Origin of the sequence: Erythrobacter litoralis, assembly GCF_029760855.1 — a bacterium.
GTDB lineage: Bacteria > Pseudomonadota > Alphaproteobacteria > Sphingomonadales > Sphingomonadaceae > Qipengyuania > Qipengyuania litoralis_A.
Map to the genome: position 1 here is coordinate 1 of NZ_SOSI01000004.1, position 21,021 is coordinate 21,021.

At 63.4% G+C, this 21,021-nt stretch carries 23 protein-coding genes and 1 tRNA gene; 13 read left to right on the forward strand and 11 right to left on the reverse strand.

Going from position 1 to position 21,021, the window contains the following annotated elements; translation table 11 throughout:
• The 3 genes from lgt to E3U23_RS08390 all read left to right on the forward strand — a co-directional run.
• Positions 1 to 670: prolipoprotein diacylglyceryl transferase (gene lgt / locus E3U23_RS08380; protein ID WP_279350798.1), on the forward strand; the 670-nt coding region annotated here is incomplete at its 5' end.
• A complete protein-coding gene (locus E3U23_RS08385; protein ID WP_279350799.1) occupies positions 667 to 1,704 on the forward strand; it encodes a class I SAM-dependent methyltransferase in 1,038 nt (345 codons plus the stop codon). The genes lgt and E3U23_RS08385, both read left to right, overlap by 4 nt.
• Before the next feature lie 60 nt (positions 1,705 to 1,764).
• Positions 1,765 to 2,175, forward strand: coding sequence for a DUF2147 domain-containing protein (locus E3U23_RS08390; protein ID WP_279350800.1), 411 nt, complete (start codon positions 1,765 to 1,767; stop codon positions 2,173 to 2,175).
• Here E3U23_RS08390 and E3U23_RS08395 read toward each other — a convergent pair whose 3' ends face one another.
• The 4 genes from E3U23_RS08395 to E3U23_RS08410 are packed head-to-tail and all read right to left on the reverse strand — an operon-like array spanning position 2,176 to position 6,453.
• Positions 2,176 to 3,702: an ABC transporter permease/substrate-binding protein gene (locus tag E3U23_RS08395; RefSeq protein WP_279350801.1), complete on the reverse strand. Its 1,527-nt coding sequence runs from the start codon at positions 3,700 to 3,702 to the stop codon at positions 2,176 to 2,178.
• Positions 3,702 to 4,463 carry an ATP-binding cassette domain-containing protein gene (locus E3U23_RS08400; protein WP_279350802.1) on the reverse strand — a complete coding sequence of 254 codons (762 nt, stop codon included), beginning with the start codon at positions 4,461 to 4,463 and terminating at the stop codon, positions 3,702 to 3,704. The genes E3U23_RS08395 and E3U23_RS08400 overlap by 1 nt, the downstream gene beginning before the upstream one ends.
• Positions 4,463 to 4,924, reverse strand: coding sequence for a hypothetical protein (locus E3U23_RS08405; protein WP_279350803.1), 462 nt, complete (start codon positions 4,922 to 4,924; stop codon positions 4,463 to 4,465). The genes E3U23_RS08400 and E3U23_RS08405 overlap by 1 nt, the downstream gene beginning before the upstream one ends.
• Positions 4,924 to 6,453: a sensor histidine kinase gene (locus E3U23_RS08410; protein ID WP_279351118.1), complete on the reverse strand. Its 1,530-nt coding sequence runs from the start codon at positions 6,451 to 6,453 to the stop codon at positions 4,924 to 4,926. Before E3U23_RS08410 ends, E3U23_RS08405 begins: the two co-directional genes overlap by 1 nt.
• Positions 6,454 to 6,615: 162 nt before the next feature.
• On the opposite strand from E3U23_RS08410, the gene E3U23_RS08415 reads away from it, so the two are divergent.
• From E3U23_RS08415 to E3U23_RS08445, 8 genes are all read left to right on the forward strand, one after another.
• Positions 6,616 to 7,785: an acyl-CoA dehydrogenase family protein gene (locus E3U23_RS08415; protein WP_279350804.1), complete on the forward strand. Its 1,170-nt coding sequence runs from the start codon at positions 6,616 to 6,618 to the stop codon at positions 7,783 to 7,785.
• Between the two features lie 5 nt (positions 7,786 to 7,790).
• Positions 7,791 to 8,066, forward strand: a complete 276-nt coding sequence (locus E3U23_RS08420; protein ID WP_279350805.1) for a hypothetical protein — start codon at positions 7,791 to 7,793, stop codon at positions 8,064 to 8,066.
• Complete coding sequence (locus E3U23_RS14345; RefSeq protein ID WP_431732672.1) at positions 8,066 to 8,476, forward strand: GFA family protein; 411 nt, start codon at positions 8,066 to 8,068, stop codon at positions 8,474 to 8,476. The genes E3U23_RS08420 and E3U23_RS14345 overlap by 1 nt, the downstream gene beginning before the upstream one ends.
• Complete coding sequence (locus tag E3U23_RS08425; protein WP_279350806.1) at positions 8,473 to 10,080, forward strand: carboxyl transferase domain-containing protein; 1,608 nt, start codon at positions 8,473 to 8,475, stop codon at positions 10,078 to 10,080. The genes E3U23_RS14345 and E3U23_RS08425 overlap by 4 nt, the downstream gene beginning before the upstream one ends.
• Before the next feature lie 75 nt (positions 10,081 to 10,155).
• Positions 10,156 to 10,776, forward strand: coding sequence for a hypothetical protein (locus E3U23_RS08430; protein ID WP_279350807.1), 621 nt, complete (start codon positions 10,156 to 10,158; stop codon positions 10,774 to 10,776).
• Between the two features lie 84 nt (positions 10,777 to 10,860).
• Positions 10,861 to 11,415 carry a dCTP deaminase gene (gene dcd, locus E3U23_RS08435; protein ID WP_279350808.1) on the forward strand — a complete coding sequence of 185 codons (555 nt, stop codon included), beginning with the start codon at positions 10,861 to 10,863 and terminating at the stop codon, positions 11,413 to 11,415.
• A gap of 65 nt (positions 11,416 to 11,480) precedes the next feature.
• The gene (locus E3U23_RS08440; protein WP_279350809.1) at positions 11,481 to 12,659 is read left to right on the forward strand and encodes a saccharopine dehydrogenase family protein; all 1,179 of its coding nucleotides are present in this window, start codon (positions 11,481 to 11,483) and stop codon (positions 12,657 to 12,659) included.
• A gap of 61 nt (positions 12,660 to 12,720) precedes the next feature.
• Entirely contained in the window at positions 12,721 to 13,215 is a 495-nt protein-coding gene (locus tag E3U23_RS08445) for a DoxX family protein (RefSeq protein ID WP_279350810.1), read from the forward strand.
• 3 nt (positions 13,216 to 13,218) lie between these two features.
• Here the strand turns inward: E3U23_RS08445 and E3U23_RS08450 are convergent, their stop codons facing one another.
• Both E3U23_RS08450 and E3U23_RS08455 read right to left on the reverse strand, forming a co-directional pair.
• The gene (locus tag E3U23_RS08450) at positions 13,219 to 15,414 is read right to left on the reverse strand and encodes a TonB-dependent receptor (protein WP_279350811.1); all 2,196 of its coding nucleotides are present in this window, start codon (positions 15,412 to 15,414) and stop codon (positions 13,219 to 13,221) included.
• Positions 15,415 to 15,535: 121 nt separating this feature from the next.
• A tRNA-Gly gene (locus tag E3U23_RS08455) sits at positions 15,536 to 15,610 on the reverse strand.
• Positions 15,611 to 15,794: 184 nt separating this feature from the next.
• Between E3U23_RS08455 and E3U23_RS08460 the strand changes: the two genes are divergently transcribed.
• Positions 15,795 to 16,721: a tetratricopeptide repeat protein gene (locus E3U23_RS08460; RefSeq protein WP_279351119.1), complete on the forward strand. Its 927-nt coding sequence runs from the start codon at positions 15,795 to 15,797 to the stop codon at positions 16,719 to 16,721.
• A 4-nt stretch (positions 16,722 to 16,725) separates the two neighbouring features.
• Positions 16,726 to 17,343, forward strand: coding sequence for an LON peptidase substrate-binding domain-containing protein (locus E3U23_RS08465; RefSeq protein ID WP_279350812.1), 618 nt, complete (start codon positions 16,726 to 16,728; stop codon positions 17,341 to 17,343).
• Here the strand turns inward: E3U23_RS08465 and E3U23_RS08470 are convergent.
• The 5 genes from E3U23_RS08470 to argB form a co-directional block, all read right to left on the reverse strand.
• A complete protein-coding gene (locus E3U23_RS08470) occupies positions 17,330 to 17,971 on the reverse strand; it encodes a MarC family protein (protein WP_279350813.1) in 642 nt (213 codons plus the stop codon). The two genes, E3U23_RS08465 and E3U23_RS08470, sit on opposite strands and share 14 nt — an antisense overlap.
• Before the next feature lie 8 nt (positions 17,972 to 17,979).
• A complete protein-coding gene (locus E3U23_RS08475) occupies positions 17,980 to 18,708 on the reverse strand; it encodes a DUF4440 domain-containing protein (RefSeq protein ID WP_279350814.1) in 729 nt (242 codons plus the stop codon).
• Between the two features lie 90 nt (positions 18,709 to 18,798).
• A complete protein-coding gene (folD, locus tag E3U23_RS08480; protein ID WP_279350815.1) occupies positions 18,799 to 19,692 on the reverse strand; it encodes a bifunctional methylenetetrahydrofolate dehydrogenase/methenyltetrahydrofolate cyclohydrolase FolD in 894 nt (297 codons plus the stop codon).
• Positions 19,689 to 19,982: a YggT family protein gene (locus E3U23_RS08485; RefSeq protein ID WP_279350816.1), complete on the reverse strand. Its 294-nt coding sequence runs from the start codon at positions 19,980 to 19,982 to the stop codon at positions 19,689 to 19,691. The genes folD and E3U23_RS08485 overlap by 4 nt, the downstream gene beginning before the upstream one ends.
• Positions 19,983 to 20,067: 85 nt before the next feature.
• Positions 20,068 to 20,955: an acetylglutamate kinase gene (argB, locus tag E3U23_RS08490; protein ID WP_279350817.1), complete on the reverse strand. Its 888-nt coding sequence runs from the start codon at positions 20,953 to 20,955 to the stop codon at positions 20,068 to 20,070.
• Positions 20,956 to 21,021 lie beyond the last annotated feature (66 nt).

Sequence of the window (21,021 nt, forward strand, 5' to 3'; positions counted from 1 at the left end):
CGGCGGGCGGCTGGGCTATGCCGCTTTCTACACCGGCGGCGACAGCGACCAGCCGAGCCTCTTCACCAATTTCACCCCCACCGAAACCGTTAGTTGGGACCTGCTTCGCCTGTGGGACGGCGGAATGAGTTTCCACGGCGGAGTAATCGGGGTGCTCCTGGCGATCACCTGGGTCGCATGGCGTGGCAATCTCAACTGGCTGCGCATTTGCGACTACATATCGGTCAACGTGCCAATGGCCTATATGCTTGGCCGGATCGCAAATTTCATCAATGGTGAGCTGTGGGGCCGGCCGAGCGACGTGTCGTGGGCGATGGTGTTCCCCGGCGGCGGCGATGTGGCGCGACACCCCAGCCAGCTCTATCAGGCGGGCTTCGAGGGCCTCTTGCTCGCTATTCTGGTGATGAGCCTCTTCTGGAAGACCCGCGCCCGTTATCGGCCCGGCTTGTTGGTCGGCATCTTCACCGTTGGCATGGGGCTCGGCCGCTTCGTCAACGAATTCTTCCGCCAGCCCGACGCACAGCTGGCCGATTTCACGGCGCAGACCGGCCTTTCGATGGGCCAGTGGCTCAGCCTGCCGATGATCGCGGTGGGCATCGCGGTGATGGCTTACGCCCTGATCCGCCCGCCCGTCGGGGGAACGCGAACCGGCGCGCCGCACCCGGCATGACCGACGGGGCCGACCGGTTCGTAAGGCTGATCCGCCAGTTCGGCCCGATCCCGGTCGCGCAATATATGGGCGAGAGTAACGCGCTCTATTACGCCGCGCGCGATCCGCTGGGTGCGGCGGGCGATTTCGTGACCGCGCCCGAAATCAGCCAGATGTTCGGCGAGATGATAGGGCTGTGGTGCGCAGACCTGTGGCAACGTGCGGGGCGGCCAGAGCAAGTCGCCTATGCCGAACTCGGCCCTGGACGAGGCACGCTGGCGGCGGATGCGCGGCGCGCCATGGCATCGCAGGGCCTTGCCGCCGATATGCGTCTCGTCGAAGGATCTCCGGCCCTTCGCGCCGAACAGGCGAAGCGCGTTGCTGCGGTTTTTCATGACGGGGTGGACGACCTGCCGGACAATCGCCCGCTTCTCATCGTCGCCAATGAATTCTTCGATGCCTTGCCGGTCCGCCAACTGGTCCGGACCGAGGAAGGATGGCGCGAACGCATGGTCGGCTTGAAGGACGGCGCCCTGCATTTCGAAAGCGGCACCAAGCCGATGGACGAAGCAGTGCCCCTTTCGATGCAGGATGCCGAGGTAGGAACGATCCTCGAGACGAACCCATCGGCAGCGGCCCTGTGGCGCGACCTGTGCGAACGCATCGCGAAGCAGGGCGGCGCGATGCTGGCGATCGATTACGGGCATCTCGACGCTCGTACCGGGTCGACGCTTCAGGCCGTGAAACGCCATGAAAAGGTCGGTGTGTTCGATGCACCCGGCGAGATGGACCTCACCGCCCATGTGGATTTCGCGATGCTGGCGGAGATCGCCGCTGAGGTCGGTTTGATCGGCAAGACTGCCGAACAGGGCGCATGGCTGAATGCGCTCGGCATGGGTCAGCGCGCCCGGATGCTCGCCGAGGCGACGCCGGAGCAAGCGCAGGACGTTGCCACAGCATACCGGCGCCTGACGGCGCACGACGAGATGGGCGCCCTGTTCAAGGTAATTGCCGTCACTGCAAACGATTGGCCACAGCCTTCCGGATTCACCTAGTTCATTTGCCATCCAGCGAAATTGTGCGACACATTGCGCACACTATCGGGAAAAGATCGTATGAAGAAAACTCTCGCCGCCCTCGCCTTGCTGGCCCTCGCATCCCCCGCATTCGCGGCCGACCCGATCGACGGACGCTGGATCACCGAAGAAAAAGATGCCGTGATCACCATCGGTGACTGCGGCAGTTCGACGTGCGGCAAGATCACCAAGTTTCTGAAAGCCCCGCCCCAGGGCGCTGGCCAGCGCGATGTGAACAATTCCAATCCCAAGCTGCGCTCGCGCAAACTGCTGGGCATGCCGGTGCTTACCGGCTTCACCGAAGAGAGCGATCTGTGGCGCGGCGAGATTTACGATCCGAAGGGCGGCAAGACGTACCGTTCGGTCATTCGGCGCAAGGGCAATACGCTCGAGGTGAAAGGCTGCCTCGGCCCGTTCTGCCAGACGCAGATCTGGCGCCGCGCGGGTTGATCAGTCGCGCGCCAATTCCCGCGCGGCTTCGTCGAAGCTAAGTTTGTTCTCCGCCCGGTCGACCGAATAGTTCGCCCGCCGCATCGCCTCGACCGAAATCGAATCCAGAAGCGGACGCAGCGCCGCCGTCAACCGCTCATTCCCGGCCGCCCGTTCGCTGAGCATCAGGACGGCATCGTAGCTCGGCAGGGCGCCTTCGGGATCCGCGAGGATGACGAGATCGTCCGCTGCGATCCGGCCATCGGAGGTGTAGGCGCTGATCACGTCCGCCTCGCCCGATTGCAGGGCGTTGTACATGAAGGTGGGCGAGAAATTGCGCAGGTTCGCAAAACGCAGACCATAGGCGCCGCGGACCGAAATCCATTCCGGCCGCTCGAAGAATTCGGGGTCGCCGCCCATGGTCAGGCTGGAGGATGTGCCGGCCAGGTCGGCCAGGCTTTCCACGGCGAGCGCCTGCGCCCGGTCCCGCCGCATGGCGAAGCCGTAGGCATTCTCGAACCCCAGCTTGCCGAACACGCGGGCCCCGCCTGCATCGCGCTCCCACGCAGCGATCGCCTCGTACATCGCATCGCGCCCGGGATTGTCGGTCCGGCCCATCTGGTTCGCCCATATCGTGCCGGTGTAATCGACATAGATATCGATCGCCCCGCTCGCCGCCGCGCTATGCGCAACCGCCGAACCCAATCCGTCGCGATATTCCACCGCGAAGCCTTCGCCTTCCAGCTGCTGCCCGATCAGACGGGCGAGCACGTATTGCTCCGAGAAGGTCTTCGCACCGATCACCACCGTGTCGCTTCGTTGCGCTCCGAACTGCGCGACCAGCGCAGCAGTGACGCCGAGCGCCGCGACGATCATGCCGCCTGCCCAGACCGGTTTGCGTCGTTCGCGAAATCCGCGCTCGACCACGCCCAACAGCAAGTCGGCAACTAACGCCAAGCCCGCACTCGCCACGCATCCGGACAGCACCAAGGCCCAGTTCTGGGTTTGCAGCCCGGCAAAAATGGGGTCGCCGAGGCTCTTCTGTCCTATTGTAGTCGCGAGCGTTGCCGCCCCGATCGTCCACACCGCAGCCGTACGGATGCCGGCCATGATGTACGGCGCGGCAAGCGGCGCCTCGACCAGCCGCAGACGCTGTGCAAACGTCATCCCCATCCCATCCGCCGCCTCGATCACGCCTGCATCGAGGTTCGCCTGCGCCGTCACCGCATTGCGCAGGATCGGAAGCAGGGCATAAAGCGACAGGGCAAGCAAAGCGGGCAGGAATCCGAGGGTCGGCAGCCCTTCGCCGAAAACGGCCCGCAGGCTCAGCAGGATCGGGAAGAACAGCGCCAGAAGCGCCAGCGCCGGGATCGTCTGCACCAGGCTCGCGAAGCCGAGCGCAAGGCGCGCCACCGTCCGGCTGCGGCTCGCCCAGACGGCCAGCGGCAGCGCGACGAGAATGCCGAGCGCAATGGCCGCCGCCGAAAGAACGACATGCGCCGTCAAGGTATCGCCCTGATCGAGCAGCGCGGACCAGAACCCGCCCATCAGCCGATCCCCGCCAGCCGCCGTGCCTGATGGCGCGGCACTTCGACCAGTTGCTGCGCCACCGGGCCGCCCTCGCCTGAAAGAAGCGCTTTCGGCGTATCGTCCGCGACGATCCGCCCATCATCCATCACCAGCACGCGGTCCGCCAGCAACAGAGCTTCGGCCATATCGTGCGTCACCATCAGCGTAGTGAGATCGAGCCGGTCATGAAGGTCGCGCACCCGGTCGCCCAGTGCATCGCGCGTGACGGGATCGAGCGCGCCGAAGGGCTCGTCCATGATCAGCAGCTTCGCCTCGCCTGCCAGGGCTCGCGCCACGCCGACCCGCTGGCGCTGTCCGCCCGACAGCGCATCCGGCATGCGGTTAGCCAACACAGGGTCAAGATCGACCAAGTCCAGCAATTCTGCGATTCGCGCATCAGGCAGCCGCTCGCCAGATAGGCGCGGGCCGATAGCGATGTTCTCGGCCACCGTCATGTGCGGGAACAGCCCGATGGACTGGAACACGTAACCGATCCTGCGCCTGAGATCGTACGGCGCGAAGGCACCTGCCTCTCGTCCGTCGAGAAAAACCGTGCCGGCGCTTGGTTCGATCAGGCGGTTGACGGTCTTGAGCAAAGTCGATTTGCCTGATCCCGATGCGCCGACCAGGGCGACGAACTCGTCTTGTCCTATGTCCAGCGTGACGCCGCGAACCGCCTCCGTGTCGCCGTAGGATTTGCGTACATCGCGAAACGCGATTTTCGGGGCGCCGGCCCCCATCACGCCGGCGCTTCGGCGTCCTCGACCGGGTCGTCTTCCGGCACCTCAGGCGCACTGTAATCGACCCGCTCCAACCGGATGCGCTGCGTTTCGTTGCTGGCGAACAGCGCCTCGCCGTCCATCGCGCCAGGCTCCCAGCACGTCTCCCGCGTATTCTCGCCATCCGGCGTGAAGCAAATCTGCCTTCCGTCTACGTCGTTGAAGGCCCATGACCCTTCCTGCCACGGTTCACCATTGCGCAGGTCGCGATACCGCCCACCCGGATCGAAATAGGTGGTGTAGCGAGCGCCGTCTTCCGCGATTGCACGCCACGCGGTCCCGGAAAACTGGTCCGGCGCGCTCGAGGTTTGTGGCACGGCAGCTTCGGCCTGCTCGCTCGTTCCGCTTGCCGCGGGCGCCGGGTCCTGCGGAGAAGAGCAGGCAGCCAGCATCAAGACGAGGACCGAAGCGACCCGCCGCATCAGGCGGACACCGTTTCGATAGGCACGGCGATTTCGACGTGCAGGCCCTTCTCGGTATAGGTCCGGTCGAAGTCTCCGCGCAGCTGGCTTCGAATAGCAAGATCGATCAGGCGCGACCCGAAACCCTTAGCCGCTCCATCGTCGGGCGAAACAAAGTTCGGACTGTCCTCGCTCCAGGAAAAGCAAAGATTGCCATCATCGTTGCATTCCGGATTGATGGCGATCTCGACCGTACCCTCGTTATGCGAAAGTGCGCCGTATTTCGCTGAGTTAGTGGCAAGTTCGTGAAACACCAAAGCCAGCGGCGTAGCGGCTTTGGAACCGATCGGCAGCGATTCTCCCTTCACCCTAATACGGGTCGAATCGCCGTTCTGGTAAGGCGCGACCAGTTCGCGCAGCATGGCCTTCAGGCTATCGGCGCTGCGCCCGTCGACCGGCCGCACGAAATCGTGCGCAATGCCGAGCGAGCGGATGGTTTCGGTGATGTCGGTTGCGAAGGCCTGCACATCGTCGTGGTTACGCGCGCGCATGGAAATCAGACTGGATACCACCGCGAAGATGTTCTTGATCCGGTGCGACAATTCACTGGCCAGCAGTTCGCGCGCGTCGGACTGGCGATGCGCCTCGTCGACATCCACAGCCGTGCCGAACCAGCGCGTCTCCGCGCCGCCTTCCTGTAGAACGGGAACGGCGCGTGCGAGGACCCAGCGATACGTGCCGTCAGCGTGCTTCAACCGGTATTCGTCACCATAAAGCGTGCTTTCGGCGAACGCCTTTTCCCATACCGCGAGCGCATCGTCCCAATCCTCCGGATGGAGAAACGGGCGCCATTCTTCGGCGTTTAGAGGCGGCTTCGCGCCCGTCAGTTCTTCCCAGCGGGCGTTGAACATGTCGAACACTCCGTTCGACCGGGCGGACCATGCGATTCCCGGTACGCTGTCGAGCATGTGCCGCAATTCCTGCTCGCGCTGCTTTATCGCCTGCATCGCCGCGCGGTCCTGCCGTTCGGTCAGCAAGCGTTGCATGACGCCGCGCGCCAGCACTTCGAGACCCTCCAGCTGAAGCTCGGTCAATCCCTGCGGGCGGGGCTCGGTATCGATGATACACAAAGATCCGAGCGGTGCGCCTTCCGCCGAAACCAGCGGTGCGCCCGCATAGAACCGTATATTCGGATGGCCGGTTACGAGGGGATTGCCGCTGAAGCGCGGATCCTCCGTCGCATCGGGCACAACCATCGTCTCGGATTCGAGCATGGCGTGCGCACAGAAGCTCGTCGCCCGCGGCGTTTCGGTTTCGTCGAGGCCAGCCCGGGCGAGGAACCGCTGCCGCTCCTCTTCGACGAGGCTGACAAAGGCGATCGGCGCGGCGCATAGTTTTGCCGAAAATTCGACAATGCGTTGGAGCTCGTCGTCGCCCGTAAGCGCGTCGAGCCCGTAGGATGCCATCACCGACAGGCGATCGCTTTCCCCGCACATGGCTGGGTCGGGCCCGGTGTGCGCCGGCCATAACGGTTTGAGTTCAAAAGGCATGTCCAAGGGCAACCGGATAAGCGAAGCGTTTCGCATTTCCAAGCCTTTCGCATTTCGATGCCGTCGCAATATCGACCGGAAGCGGGAAATTGCCCGTTTGCCCGCGCGCCGCCGCTTCGCTATCGCGCTCGGTATATCAACAGAGCCGCAGCAGGAGAGAGCATGCGCGCGACCCCCGAATTCGATTTTCAGCTCGGCGAAACCGCCAAGATGATCCGCGAGACCACCGGCCGCTTCGCCGACGAACAGATCGCCCCGCTGGCCGAGAAGGTCGACCGGGAGGACTGGTTTCCAAAGGCCGAATTGTGGCCCGCGATGGGCGAGCTAGGCTTGCACGGCATCACGGTGAGCGAGGCGGATGGTGGGCTCGGTCTCGGCTATCTGGAACACGTCATCGCGGTCGAGGAAGTCAGCCGCGCGAGCGCCTCCGTTGGCCTCAGTTATGGCGCGCACTCCAATCTGTGCGTCAACCAGATCGCGCGCTGGGGCAACGAAGCGCAGAAGGCGAAATATCTGCCGAAACTCATCAGCGGCGAACATGTCGGCAGCCTTGCCATGAGCGAGGCGAGCGCCGGATCGGATGTCGTCTCGATGAAGATGAAGGCCGAGAAGGTCGATGGCGGCTATGTGCTGAACGGCACGAAGTTCTGGATCACCAATGCGCCGTTCGCCGATACACTGGTCGTCTACGGCAAGACCGATCCCGAAGCGAAGAGCCGGGGGATCACCACCTTCCTCATCGAAAAGGATTTCGACGGTTTTTCCATCGGCCAGAAAATCGAGAAGGTCGGCATGCGCGGCTCGCCCACTAGCGAAATCGTGTTCGACGATTGCTTCGTGCCGGAAGAGAACGTGATGGGGCCGGAAAACGGCGGAGTCGGCGTGTTGATGAGCGGGCTCGATTACGAGCGCGTGGTGCTCGCCGGATTGCAGCTGGGCGTGATGCAGGCGTGCCTCGACACGGTCATCCCCTATCTTCGCGAGCGCACCCAGTTCGGGAAGCCGCTCGGCTCATTCCAGCTAATGCAGGCGAAGGTGGCGGACATGTATGTCGCGCTGCAATCGGCGCGCGCCTATACCTATGCGGTCGCCAAGGCGTGCGATGCGGACAAGACCACGCGCTTCGACGCAGCCGGCGCGATCCTGCTGGCGAGCGAGAATGCCTTCCGCGTGGCGGCCGAGGCGGTGCAGGCCCTGGGCGGCGCAGGCTACACGCTCGACTGGCCGGTCGAACGCTACATGCGCGATGCCAAGCTGCTGGATATCGGCGCGGGCACGAACGAAATACGGCGGATGCTGATCGGGCGCGAGCTGATCGGGGCGGCCGGTTAGGCGGAATGAGTCAAACGCTTCTCACTATCCTGCAATATTACGGGGCCGGAGCGGCGCTGCTGGCGGCCCTTGTCGTCTCGCTTAACCTCGGCGTCAGGCCGACCGGGTGGGCGTTTGTCGTATTCGTAACCAGTTCCATCGCTTTGATAGCTTGGGGTTTCCTCAACGCAGAAAGCGAAGGCATCGGCTATCAGAATATCGGGCTGCTCATCATCAATGCGATTGGCGTCTACCGCTATCTTCTCGCGGGAGCGCCGCCCGAGCCGGATGCGGAAACCTGATGAGCGCTGCACCTCTCGAAGCGCGCTGCCTTTGCGGGGCAACGCGATACCGTCTCCGGCCGCCCTACGATGGCGTAGTAATCTGTCATTGCCGTCAATGTCGACACGCGAATGGGAGCTATTTTCAACCGGTTGTGCCGGTGCAGGAAACGCAAGTCGAGTGGCTGGCAAAGGACGCCCTTTCCGAGCACGAAAGTTCGCCCGATAAGTTCAGGGCATTTTGTTCTCGGTGCGGAGCGCCGGTCTATAGCCGTCGAAACTATCGACCCGGCCAATTGCGGCTGCGGGCGGGACTCATCGATGAATTTCCGATGCCGGCTTCAATCGAGCAGCAGTTTGAAGAGAACGCGCTCGTTTGGTTGAAACCACTCACGGAATGCTTGGCAAACCTTAACGAAGAGACAGCATGACTGCCCCCACCCTCACATCCCAACTCGACCGCGACGCGCCCGATGCCAAGGCGCGTTTTGAGCATAACCAGTCTCTAGCTCAAGACCTGCGCGACAAGGTTGCCGAGGCGGCGCTCGGTGGGCCGGAGCGGCACCGCGAGAAGCATGTCAGCCGCGGCAAGCTGCTTCCCCGTGAGCGGGTCGAACGGCTGCTCGATCCGGGTAGCCCGTTCCTCGAGATCGGGCAGCTTGCCGCGAACGGAATGTACGAGGGCGACGTCAACGGCGCCTCGATCATCGCCGGGATCGGGCGAGTCAGCGGGCGGCAGGTCATGATCGCTGCCAACGATGCCACGGTGAAGGGCGGCAGCTACTACCCGATGACGGTCAAGAAGCATTTGCGTGCACAGGAGATCGCGCAGGAGAACCGCCTCCCCTGCATCTACCTCGTCGACAGCGGCGGGGCGAACCTGCCTTATCAGGCCGAGGTCTTTCCCGACCGCGATCATTTCGGGCGCATCTTCTTCAACCAGGCGCAGATGTCGTCGCTCGGCATCCCGCAGATCGCCTGCGTGATGGGCAGCTGCACGGCGGGCGGCGCCTATGTCCCCGCCATGTCCGACGAGACGGTGATCGTGCGCAATCAAGGCACGATCTTCCTCGCCGGACCACCGCTGGTGAAGGCTGCGACGGGCGAGGAGATCAGCGCCGAGGACCTTGGCGGCGGCGACCTCCACGCGAAGAAATCGGGCGTAGTCGATCATTTGGCCGAGAACGACGAACACGCGCTCACCATCGTGCGCGATATCATCAGCCATCTGGGTGAAAACACCGGCGCCGCGGCCGGCGTGAAGCTGCGCGAGCCCCGTTCGCCCAAGTTCGACGCCGACGATCTCTATGCGCTCATCCCGGAGGACGTCCGCGCGCCCTACGACGTGCATGAGGTCATCGCCCGGCTGGTCGATGGCAGCGAATTTCACGAGTTCAAGGCGCAATACGGCAGCACGCTGGTCTGCGGATTCGCCCATATCTGGGGCATGCCGGTTGCGATCCTGGCCAATAACGGCGTGCTGTTCTCGGAATCCGCGCAGAAAGGCGCACATTTCATCGAACTCGCTTGCCAGCGGCGCATTCCGCTGCTGTTCCTGCAAAATATCTCTGGCTTCATGGTCGGCGGGAAATACGAGGCGGAAGGCATCGCCAAGCACGGTGCGAAGCTCGTCACCGCCGTCGCCACCGCGACCGTGCCGAAGATCACCGTGGTCATCGGGGGCAGCTTCGGCGCCGGTAATTACGGCATGGCCGGCCGCGCCTACTCTCCGCGGTTCCTGTTCACCTGGCCCAATGCCCGCATTTCGGTGATGGGCGGCGAGCAGGCGGCATCGGTGCTCGCCACCGTCCACCGCGATGCCGATAGCTGGACCGAAGAACAGGCAGAGGAATTCAAGGCCCCGATCCGCCAGAAATACGAGGACGAGGGCAATCCCTATTATGCCACCGCCCGCCTGTGGGACGACGGCGTGATCGACCCGGTGCAGACCCGCGACGTCCTCGGCCTCGCCTTTGCAGCCACGCTCGAAGCACCGATCCCCGAGCGCCCGGCCTTCGGAGTTTTCCGGATGTAGGCTGGCGGCGCAGGAACGCCCCCTCCCTCGGCGCATTTGACTTCAAAAGTTATCCGGACCGCCAAGGAGAGTGCGATGCAGAACCAGGAAACCACGATTGCCATCGTCGCGATCGTTGTCGTTATCATCGCGCTCATCGTCTGGCTGGTCGTGCAACGCCGCAAGTCGCAGCGCCTGCGGGAAAGTTTCGGCGAGGAATACGACCGCACGGTCGAGACCAAGGGCGGCCGCCGCGATGCCGAAGCGGAACTGCTAGACCGGCAGGAACGCGTGAAAAGCCTGGAAATCCGTCCGCTTTCGCCGAACGAGCGGATGCGGTATTCCGCCGACTGGACCGAAACCAAGGCGTTGTTCGTCGATAGCCCGGTCGAGGCGGTCGCGCGCGGCGATCGGATCATCACCAACATGATGGACGATCGCGGATATCCGATGGGCGATTTCGAACGTCGGCACGGAGACCTTACCGTCGAGCATCAGGACGTGGCGAAACATTACCTCGCCGGCCATGAGATTGCCCGACGCTCGGGGGAAGCGACGACCGAGGAATTGCGCCGCGGGTTCAACCATTACGAGAACCTGTTCAAGGATCTGATCGGGACCGACGACGACACGCATGACGATCACGGATATGCGGAAGACCGTCCGGTAAAACCTGAAGCGGCTTCACGCCCTGCGACAACACATCGTACCGATTAGGTTTGGTTTCCCATAAACGCGCGGAGGGGGATAATCGTATCCCCGCTGCTTGCCCGGTCCACCGCGTTCGCCGAACGTAGCCTCATGGCGATTCTCTCAGACAAATGGATCCGCGAAGCGGCGACCACCCGCGCGATGATCGAGCCCTTCGTCGACCGGCAGCAGCGCGACGGCGCAATCAGCTACGGCCTCTCCTCCTTCGGTTATGACGCGCGCGTAGCGGACGAGTTCAAGATTTTCACCAACGTCAATTCCGCCGTAGTCGATCCAAAGGATTTCGATGGCGACAGCCTGGTCGATCGCAAGACCGATGTCTGCATCATTCCGCCCAACAGCTTCGCCCTCGCCCGCACGGTCGAATATTTCCGCGTGCCGGAAGACGTGCTGGTCATCTGCCTTGGCAAGAGCACCTATGCCCGCTGCGGCATCATCGTGAACGTCACGCCGCTTGAACCCGGTTGGGAAGGGCACGTCACGCTCGAATTTTCGAACACCACCCCACTGCCTGCGAAAATCTATGCCAACGAAGGCGCGTGCCAGTTCCTTTTCCTGCAGGGCAACGAGCGACCCGAAGTCACCTATGCAGATCGGGCGGGCAAGTATATGGGCCAGCGCGGCGTGACGCTTCCCCGGCTTTGAGGCGCGCCCGCCTTTGACACGGCTGCTGCCCGCGCGCACATAACGGCGCGAAAAGGAGCATGCGCATGGCAGAGGAACGGGAATTCGACATTATCGTCTTCGGGGCGACCGGCTTTACCGGCAGGCTCGTGGCAGAGCATTTCGTTCGCGAATACGCCTCGAGCGACGATGGGCCGAAATGGGCGATGGCGGGACGCAGCGAAGACAAGCTCGCCGCCGTCCGCCGCGAGATCGGCGCGCCCGATACGACGCCGATGATCGTGGCGAATGCCGAAGATCCCGCTGCTCTCGAACAGATGTGCGAGCGGACCCGGGTCGTCCTGTCCACCGTCGGCCCGTATCAAATTCACGGCGATGCGCTGGTCGCTGCCTGCGCGAAGATCGGCACCGACTATGCCGATCTGTGCGGCGAACCCGCTTGGATGCACGACAAAATCGCGCAGCATCACGACACGGCGAAACAAAGCGGCGCGCGTATCTGCTTTTCCTCCGGCTTCGATTCCATTCCCTTCGATCTCGGCGTCCTGATGCTTCAGAAAGAGGGCAAGGCGCGCTTCGGTGCCCCTGCGCCGCGCGTTCGCGGGAGGGTGCGCGGCTCGAAGGGAACCTTTTCGGGCGGCACGGCGGCCAGCCTCACCGCCACGCTGAAGGCGGCGGCGACAAGTCCGCGCATTGTCGGACTGCTGAACGATCCCTTCGCGCTGACGCCCGGTTTTGAAGGGCCGGACCAGCCGAACGGCATGATCCCGCATTACGAAGACGACCTCGGCAAATGGGCCGCGCCTTTCGTAATGGCACCGATCAACACCAAGAACGTCCACCGCACCAATTTCCTGCTCAACCATCCGTACGGCACCGATTTCCGTTACGACGAGATGATGCTCACCAGCCCCGGCGATGCCGGCCGAGCGGCGGCCGATGCCGCGGTCAAGCTCATGAAGAACCCGTTCGGCGCGAAACCGCCCAAGCCCGGCGAGGGGCCGAATGCCGAAGAGCGTGAGAACGGCTTTTACGATATTGTTTTTGTCGGCGAATGGCCGACCGGCGATCGGCTGCAATATGCCGTAAAGGGGCGCTACGATCCGGGTTACGGTTCCACCAGCCGGATGCTCGGCGAGACTGGGATGGCGCTGCTCCGAAGCGACGGGCCGGGCGGTTGCGGAACGCCGGGCGCGTTCCTCGGCGAGGACCTCGTGGAACGGTTGCGAAAGCGCGGCGCAATCACTTTCGAAGTGGAGGGCTGAGGAACCGGAAGCCACCTGTCCGACTTAACCTTCATTAGAATAATAAAATGGAGGGTGCGTTATGGCGACATTGGCAGGCATCATCGGGCGGATCCTGATTGCGATCCTGTTCGTGCTTTCGGGCGCGACGAAGATATTCGATCCGGCATCCACGGCGAAGATGATGAATGCGTCGTCGCCCTTCCCCGGGTCATGGGCGCTGGGCGTAGGTATTTTCGAGGTAGCGGCGGGGGTGATACTCACGCTCGGCTTCGCCACGCGGATGATGGCCATCCTGCTGATCGGCTTCACCGCCCTCGCCACACTGTTTTTTCACCGCGAGGTTACCGATCCGACGCAGGCAGCCATGGCCTTGAAGAACCTCGCAATCATCGGCGGACTGCTGATGGTGTTCGCCTACGGACAGGTGCGCGGGAAAATGGGCACATGGCGCGAACGCGACCGGGCGAACGACGCGGAATTGCGCGCCGCCCGCGCCGAAGGCCGGGTCGAGGGGGAGGAGGCCGCGACGACCGCGACCACCCGTGCCCCTGAAAGGCCCGGCGACCGTATCTGACGCCTAGAAGCTTGCGCGAATGCTGGCACTGAAATTGCGCCCGGCGAGCGGTACGAAGTCCTTGGTGAAGCTCGTCGCACGGCGACCGGTCACATCGAAGATGTTGTCGACCGCGACCAACAGACGGATGGCATCGTTGTTCTCGAAAGGACGCCATGCCAGCGAGGCGTTGACGAAGGTGAAACCGTCCGTCGGTGTTTCGAACGGCGCCACCTTCGTCTGATCGTCGAACCATTCGACTTCGCCGCGCGCGTCGAACTGTCCAACCCCTGCAGTCAATGCGCCCGACAGGCCGAGCGGCGGGATACGGGGGACGTCGGTGTCATCGTCGAGCTCGGCGCGTACATATTCCGCGCGCAGATCGGTGCCGAGCCGCAGGTTCTCGGTATCGATGAAGTTATAGACGAGCTGGCCCTCGACCCCGGTATAGGTCGCCCCCTGCTGGAAGAAGGCGTAGACCGGGAGATCGTCTTCCTCCTCACCCGTTTGCGCGAGGTAGATGTAGTCGTCGAACCAGTTGCGGAAACCGGCAATGCTGAATTCGGCATCGCCCAGACGGCCGCGTGCGAACAGTTCGACACCCCAAGCCTTTTCGGTTTCCAGATTAGGATCGCCAATCTCGAAGGCCTGCGTCGCGATGTGCGGTCCGTTGGCGAAGAGTTCTTCCGCCGCCGGGGCACGGGCAACGCGCGAGACATTGACGCCGGTACGGAAGGCATCGAGCGGCTCGTAAGCGATGCCAACGGCGCCCGAAAACGTATCGAACTGCCGATCGATGCCGAGCGCCGCGCTATCGACGGAAGTGTTCTCGTAGCGGACCGAACCCTCGAGCTGGATCGGACCGTCGCCATATTCCTGCAGCGCGAAAAGCGCGAACTGGTCGGTCTGGTTGGGCGCGATGAACGCTTCCTCGCCGATCGCTTCGAAGTCACGCGTGTAATACTGGAAGCCTAGCGAGCCCCGCAGCGCGCCGATCGGGTTCTGCACCAGTTCGGCACGCGCCTCGATACCGCTTACGTCGAACACGGTGCCGACCTCGTCGCCTTCGAATTCGGTGTGGGTGTAGTCCGAATAGCCGGCACGTAGCTTGAGGCGCTGGAAGAATCCGGTACCCAGATCGATATCGCCGCGGAAGTCGGCGCGATACTGGCGAAGGCCGATGCTGACGCGCTCTTCGCCTTCTTCCTCGCCGACTTCTTCCTCGCCGCCCTCTTCTTCACCGTGATGGTGGCCCGCGCCGGGCCGACCGGGCACGCCGTACATGGTATCGTAAACGCCGAAGGAGACGCCCATATTGCTGCCGTTCCGGAAGAAAGCGAAGCCGCCATTCGCGCTCCACGTTTCGGTGGCGCTGTTCGGCAGGAAGCCGCGCTGATTGGCCGCTTCACGCAGCTCGTCGGCTTCGTCGAGATTGCCTTCCTCCTGCTCTTCCGCCGCATCGGCAAGCAGGTCGGCGCGCAATTCTGGTGCGACAGTGAAGCCGGGCACTTCAAGGTCATCCGTCTCACGCCAAGATCCATCGGCATGGACGATGAAGCCGCCACCGAGCGGCGCATCGACGGATCCTCCGAACTGGCGCAGATCGGCAGCCGTATCGGCGCCTGCGAGAAGATCGACATGAATATTGCCATCCGCAGGCAGTCTACGCGGAATGCGCTTGTCGATGACGTTCACCGCACCGCCGATCGCCTGGCTGCCGTATAGAAGGACGGCCGGACCGCGCAGAACCTCGATAGCTTCGGCGGTCAGTGGGTCGATGGAGACGGCATGGTCATCGGAGGTGTTCGAAGCGTCGATCGCGCCGATTCCGTCGATCAATACCTTCACGCGCTCGCCGGAAAAACCGCGCAGGATCGGCCGCGAGGCACCGGGCGCAAAGCCCGAGGCGGAAACGCCGGGCTGGCTTGCAAGCACTTCGCCCAACTGCCCGTCGAGGTTGCGCTGGAGTTCTTCGCCTTCGACGACATCCGTCCCGGCAAGCAGATCGAGCTCACGCAGCCCCGAAGCGGTGACGACGATCCGACCTTGATAATTGACCCGTCGATCATGCAGATCCACCGTCTCGGGCTCGCCGTCCTGATCTACAGCATCTTCGTCGGCAACAGGGACATCCTGTGCCTGAAGCATGGGTGTGAGGGTAAAACCGAGCGCGATTATCGAAGCGCCGGTCAGCGCGCGAATAGATGAACGATACAACATATCGGTTCCCCTAGAAGTTTCATTCGAAGGGTCAACCGAAAGAATCACTGATTTAGCCGAAGAACGACGAACGACATCCATCTCCCGACCGACGACTAGTTCAGATGTGTTCGGAGAATAATGGAGCGGGCGAGGCGATTCGAACGCCCGACCCCAACCTTGGCAAGGTTGTGCTCTACCCCTGAGCTACGCCCGCTCACTGGCGCTACCGAAAGACACGCTTTCGGTGGGGAGGCGCGCAACTAGCAGCGGTTCCGGAAGGCCGCAAGCCGAAAATTCGCAACCTTGCCGCAAGCCGCAGGGTGCTTCACATTGCCGGCTGGCGTGCCCACATGGCGGGGCAGACGAAGACAGGCAGAAAGGCGGATCGCGTGGCGAGCATGGGTTTGAATATGGACGAGCAGAAAGCCGTCGAGCGGTTCAAGACCGAGGTGGTCGAACCCTCGATGACCAAGCTGGTCATCCTCGATTTCTATGCCGACTGGTGCGGACCGTGCAAGGCGATGGCGCCGATGCTGGAAAAGGTCGCCGCCGACTATGCCGACAAGGGCGTCGTCCTGAAAAAGATCGACGTCGATGCCGAGCAGTTCATCGCCGCGCAGTTCCAGGTGCAATCGATCCCCACCGTCTATGCGATGTTCCAGGGGCAGCCGGTCGCCGACCTAACGAATGCCCGGACCGAATCGCAATTGAAGCAGACGCTCGACCAGATCTTGGCGCAGGTGCCGGTCCAAGCGGGCAGCGACGATGCGGCGGACAGCGGACAGCCGCAGCAGGATGTCGCACAATTCGTCGAAATGGCGGAGCAGATCCTGACCGACGGCGATGCCGAGCGCGCCGCAGGCATCTTCTCGCAGGTCGTTCAGATGGCGCCCGATAATGCCGCGGCGCAGGTCGGATTGATCCGTGCCCTCGTGCAGGCCGACCGGACGGATGAAGCTCAAGCCGCTATTACCGCGGCGGAACAGAACCCCGCCCTTGCAAACGATCCGCAGCTAGAGGCCGCCCGCAGCGCGCTCGACCTCGCCGGCAACAAGGTCGACGACGGCGAGCTCGCCGCATTGCGCGATAAAGCGCAGGCCGACCCTGCCGACATGGAAGCGCGCCTTGCCTACGCCGAAGCCGCCTTCGCTGCCGGACAGCGCGACACGTCGGCCGACGAACTGCTAGCCATGGTGGAGCGTGACCGCGAATGGAATGACGGTGCGGCGCGCACCAAACTGATCGACATCTTCAACGCGGTCGGTCTCGAAGACCCGTGGGTTGTCGATACGCGGCGCAAGCTTTCGCGCATCCTGTTCGGATAAGCGGATGAGCGAACGCCTCTCCATCTTCCCCCTCCCCGGGGCGATTCTGTTTCCGGGACTGCAACTGCCGCTGCATATCTTCGAGCCGCGCTATCGCGATCTCGTCGGCAGTGCTCTCGCTAAGGATCGGCGCATCGCGATGATCCAGCCGCAGCGCGGCGGGGAGAACGCGCCGCTCTATTCGGTCGGCTGCGTCGGCAAGATCGGCGACGTCGAAGCGTTGGAAGACGGACGGTACAACGTGGTTCTGGAAGGCCAGCATCGCTTCCGCCTGCTGCGCGAACTCGACGTTACGACCAAGTTCCGCCAGATCGAGGCCGAGAAGATCGAGGAGCCGGAGGAGGAATATCTCTCCAGCGTCGAACGAGCCGGCTTCGAACGCGAGGCACGCCGGTTCGCGACGATCCAGGGCTATCAGGTCGACTGGGAATCGGTCGCACAGCTCGACGATGAAACGCTGATCAACGGCGTCTCGCAGATCGCCCCGTTCGACAGCGCCGCGAAACAGGCCTTGCTGGAAGCGAACACCTTATCCGAACGCTGCGAGCTGATGGTCCAGTTGATGCAGTTCTTCGCCCTTCGCGACGACGATGACGGCGATCATATCGTCACGCTGCAATAGCGGGCGCGAGGTTGAACGAGCCGCGCAGGCCGTCGATCACATATTGCGCAGCCAGCGCTGCCAGCAAGACGCCGAGTACGCGAGTGACGGCGGCCTCCACCTTGTCGCCGAACAGCCGCATCAAGGGACCGGCCGCGATCAGCGCCGCCATGGTGATGAGGAGGACGCTGGCAAGCGCACCCAGCACCATCAGCGTGCCGTTTAAATCCTGCGCCTCGTTCATCAGCAGCATGATTGCCGCGATGGCGCCGGGTCCGGCCAGCATGGGAATCGCCATGGGGAACACCGAAACATCCTCCACCTCGGGCGTGGCCGCCACTTTCTCCGCCCGCTCCTCGCGCCGCTGGGTGCGCTTCTCGAACACCATTTCGAACGCGATCCAGAACAGCATCAAACCGCCCGCGATGCGGAAGCTATCGAGATCGATGTGGAGCGCGCCTAGCAACTGTTCCCCGAACAGCGCAAATACCAGCAGGATGGCGGCCGCGATCAGACAGGCGCGGATCGCCATCGCGCGCCTGTGCACCGCATCCGCCCCCTTGGTCAGCCCTGCATAGATCGGCGCGCAGCCGGGCGGATCGATGACCACGAACAGGGTGATGAAGGCGGAGAGAAAAAGCTGCGACATCGATGCCCTCAGTTGCGCGGAGCCGGGATATCGCCCCGCAGTACCTCGGTCAGCTGACCGCCTTCCATGACGTAGAGCGTCCAATGGCGCGCCATGTCGGCTTCGGCGAACATGTTGAGGAATAGCGTGTTGTCGCGCGAAGAGTTGTCGTAAAGCTGGCCGGAGCCGCGCATCCGCCGGTCCTGCGCGGAGGCATTGGCGGCTTGCAAGGCAAGGCTCGGGTCTTCTTCACCCGTGGCGCAATCGGCGACTGTGGTCTGCACCATGTCGGGCGCGGTCAACGGCGCATCGACCGTATCGGCCTGCGTCTGCACCCACTTGTAGCTGTTGTCATCCTGTCGCCGCCAGACGGTGAGATACTGGCCGTTGCGGTTCTGTCCGATCTGCCAGGCCCCGCGCGTCACCGCGAGCGTTCCGTCGCAGCTCGACCAGACTTGATGTGGCTGCCATTGGAGCGGCGTCGCCGGGTTCTCCTGCTGCGCCAGCCATTCGCGCGCATTCACCGCATCGGGCACGAACATCACGGCATCGTCCGCCGCATATTCGCGATAGGCGGTCCACTGCCCGCTGTCGCGCGCGGCGCGCGAGAAGGCAATGTCGGTCGCGACCAGCTTGCCGGGATCTGCGAGCGTGCTGAGATAGCGGCCCTGCCGGTCGAAGGGGCTGTCGCTCGGCCCGGCACAGGCGGCGAGCGACAGAGCGCTTGCAGCGAGAATGGCGTAGGATAGGGATCGCATCGTGAAGTCTCCGTTCGCCCGGCCCCACCGGCGGACAGTGTGATGATAGGGGAATAGCGCAGGACCGCCCCTGCCGGTTCCACGCCGCGGTCAGAGATCCTCGGGCGGCTCCAGCCCTTCGTTGCGGTAGGCCGCGACCAGCGTATTGCGCAGCAGCACCGCGATGGTCATCGGGCCGACGCCGCCCGGTACCGGCGTGATCGCCCCAGCACGCGCCTTGGCCCCGGCATAGTCGACGTCGCCGACCAGCCGGCCTTTCTCTTCCCCCTCGGCAGGCGGCAGGCGGTTGATGCCGACATCGATTACGGTCGCACCGTCCTTAAGCCAGTCGGCCTTGACCATCTCCGCCCGGCCCACAGCGGCAACGACGATATCCGCGCGCCCCACAACTGCGGGCAGGTCCTTCGTGCGGCTGTGCGCGATGGTGATGGTGGCGTTCGCGTCGAGCAGCAATTGCGCCATCGGCTTGCCGACGATGTTCGAGCGGCCGATCACGACCGCTTCCAAGCCTGACAGATCGCCCAACCGGTCGGTCAGGAGCATCATGCAGCCGAGCGGGGTACAGGGCACGAAGCCGCTCTGCCCGACCGCCAGCCGTCCCGCATTGGTGACATGGAAACCGTCCACGTCCTTGTCGGGACTGATCGCCGCGATCACCGCCTGCTCGTCGATCCCGTCCGGCAGAGGAAGCTGGACGAGGATGCCGTCTACCGCATTGTCCTTATTCAGCCGTTCGACGAGAACCAACAATTCTGTCGCATCCGTATCGGCGGACAGACGATGCTCGTAGCTTTCCATGCCGGCCGCCACCGTCGCGCGGTGTTTGGAGCGAACATAGACCTGGCTTGCGGGATCCTCGCCGACCAGCACCACGGCGAGGCCGGCCTTACGGCCTGCAGCCTTAGTAAAAGCGTGGGCCTGTTCGCCCACACGCTCGCGCAGCTTCGCGGCGAAAGCCTTCCCGTCGATGATTTCGGCGGTCATGCGCTGGCCGAAATGATGCTCGAGAGGACGATGAGGAGGGCGTTCAGCGCCAGGATCAGCACGATGGGCGAAAAATCGATCGCGCCCGTATTGGGCAGGAACCGCCGAATAGGGCGCAGCAACGGATCGAGCAGCCGGTTGATACCTTCGTAGAAGCTCATCAAGAATTCGTTGCGGCTGACCACGTTGAACGCGAACAGCAGGCCGATCACGAACTGGATGATGATCAGCATGATCAACACGTTCACGATCATCGATACGATGTCATAAATTGCGACGAGCGCTTGCATGGGCCCTACCCGTTTCCGTCCTGCATGAGTGAAAGTGTCAGCGTCCTACACATGTAGCACGCCGAGCGCCAACCCCGAATGAACGCTATTCCGCGCGGATCAGCGTACCCGCCCCGCTGGCAGTGAAGAATTCCAGCAACATTGCGTGCGGCACCCGCCCATCGAGCACCACCGCCGCTTCGCAGCCTGCTTCCACCGCCCGGACGCAGGTTTCGAGCTTGGGAATCATGCCGCCGGTAATCGTGCCCTCGCGCCGCAGCTTGGCGATGGCGGCAGGCGTCAGATCGGTAAGAAGCTCGCCGTCCGCATCCAGCACGCCGCTCACGTCGGTCAGCAGCAGCAAGCGGGCCGCGCCGATCGCGGCGGCGAGCGCGCCCGCCATCGTGTCGGCGTTGATGTTGTAGGTATGTCCGTCCTCGCCTGCGCCGATCGGGGCGACCACCGGAATCATGCCCGCCGCCGCCGTCGTCTCCAGCACCGTGACGTCCACCGCGCTCGGTTCGCCGACGAAGCCCAGGTCCAGCACTTCCTCGATCGCGCTGCCCTCGTGCTTCACGGTGCGCGACAGCTTGCGCGCGGTCACCAGTCCGGCATCCTTGCCCGAAAGGCCCACCGCCTTGCCCCCTGCCTTCGCAATCGAGCCGACGATCGCCTTGTTGATCGCACCGGAGAGGACCATTTCGGCGATCTCCGCCGTCGCCTTGTCGGTGACGCGCAGGCCATCAACAAAGCGGCTTTCGACGCCCAGCTTGCTCAACATCGCGCCGATTTGCGGGCCGCCGCCGTGGACAACCACCGGATTGATGCCGACCGCCTTCAAGAGCACCACATCCTCGGCGAATTCGCGAGCTGCCCGCTCGTCGCCCATGGCGTTGCCGCCGTATTTCACAACGAAGGTGCGCCCGGCATAGCGCTGAAAGTAAGGCAACGCCTCGATCAGCGTTTCCGCTTTGGCATGGATGTCGGGTATCATAGACGTCTGCTTCGCGAGATTAGGTCGCGCGCGCCATATCGACCCGACTATCCACGCGCCAGCATC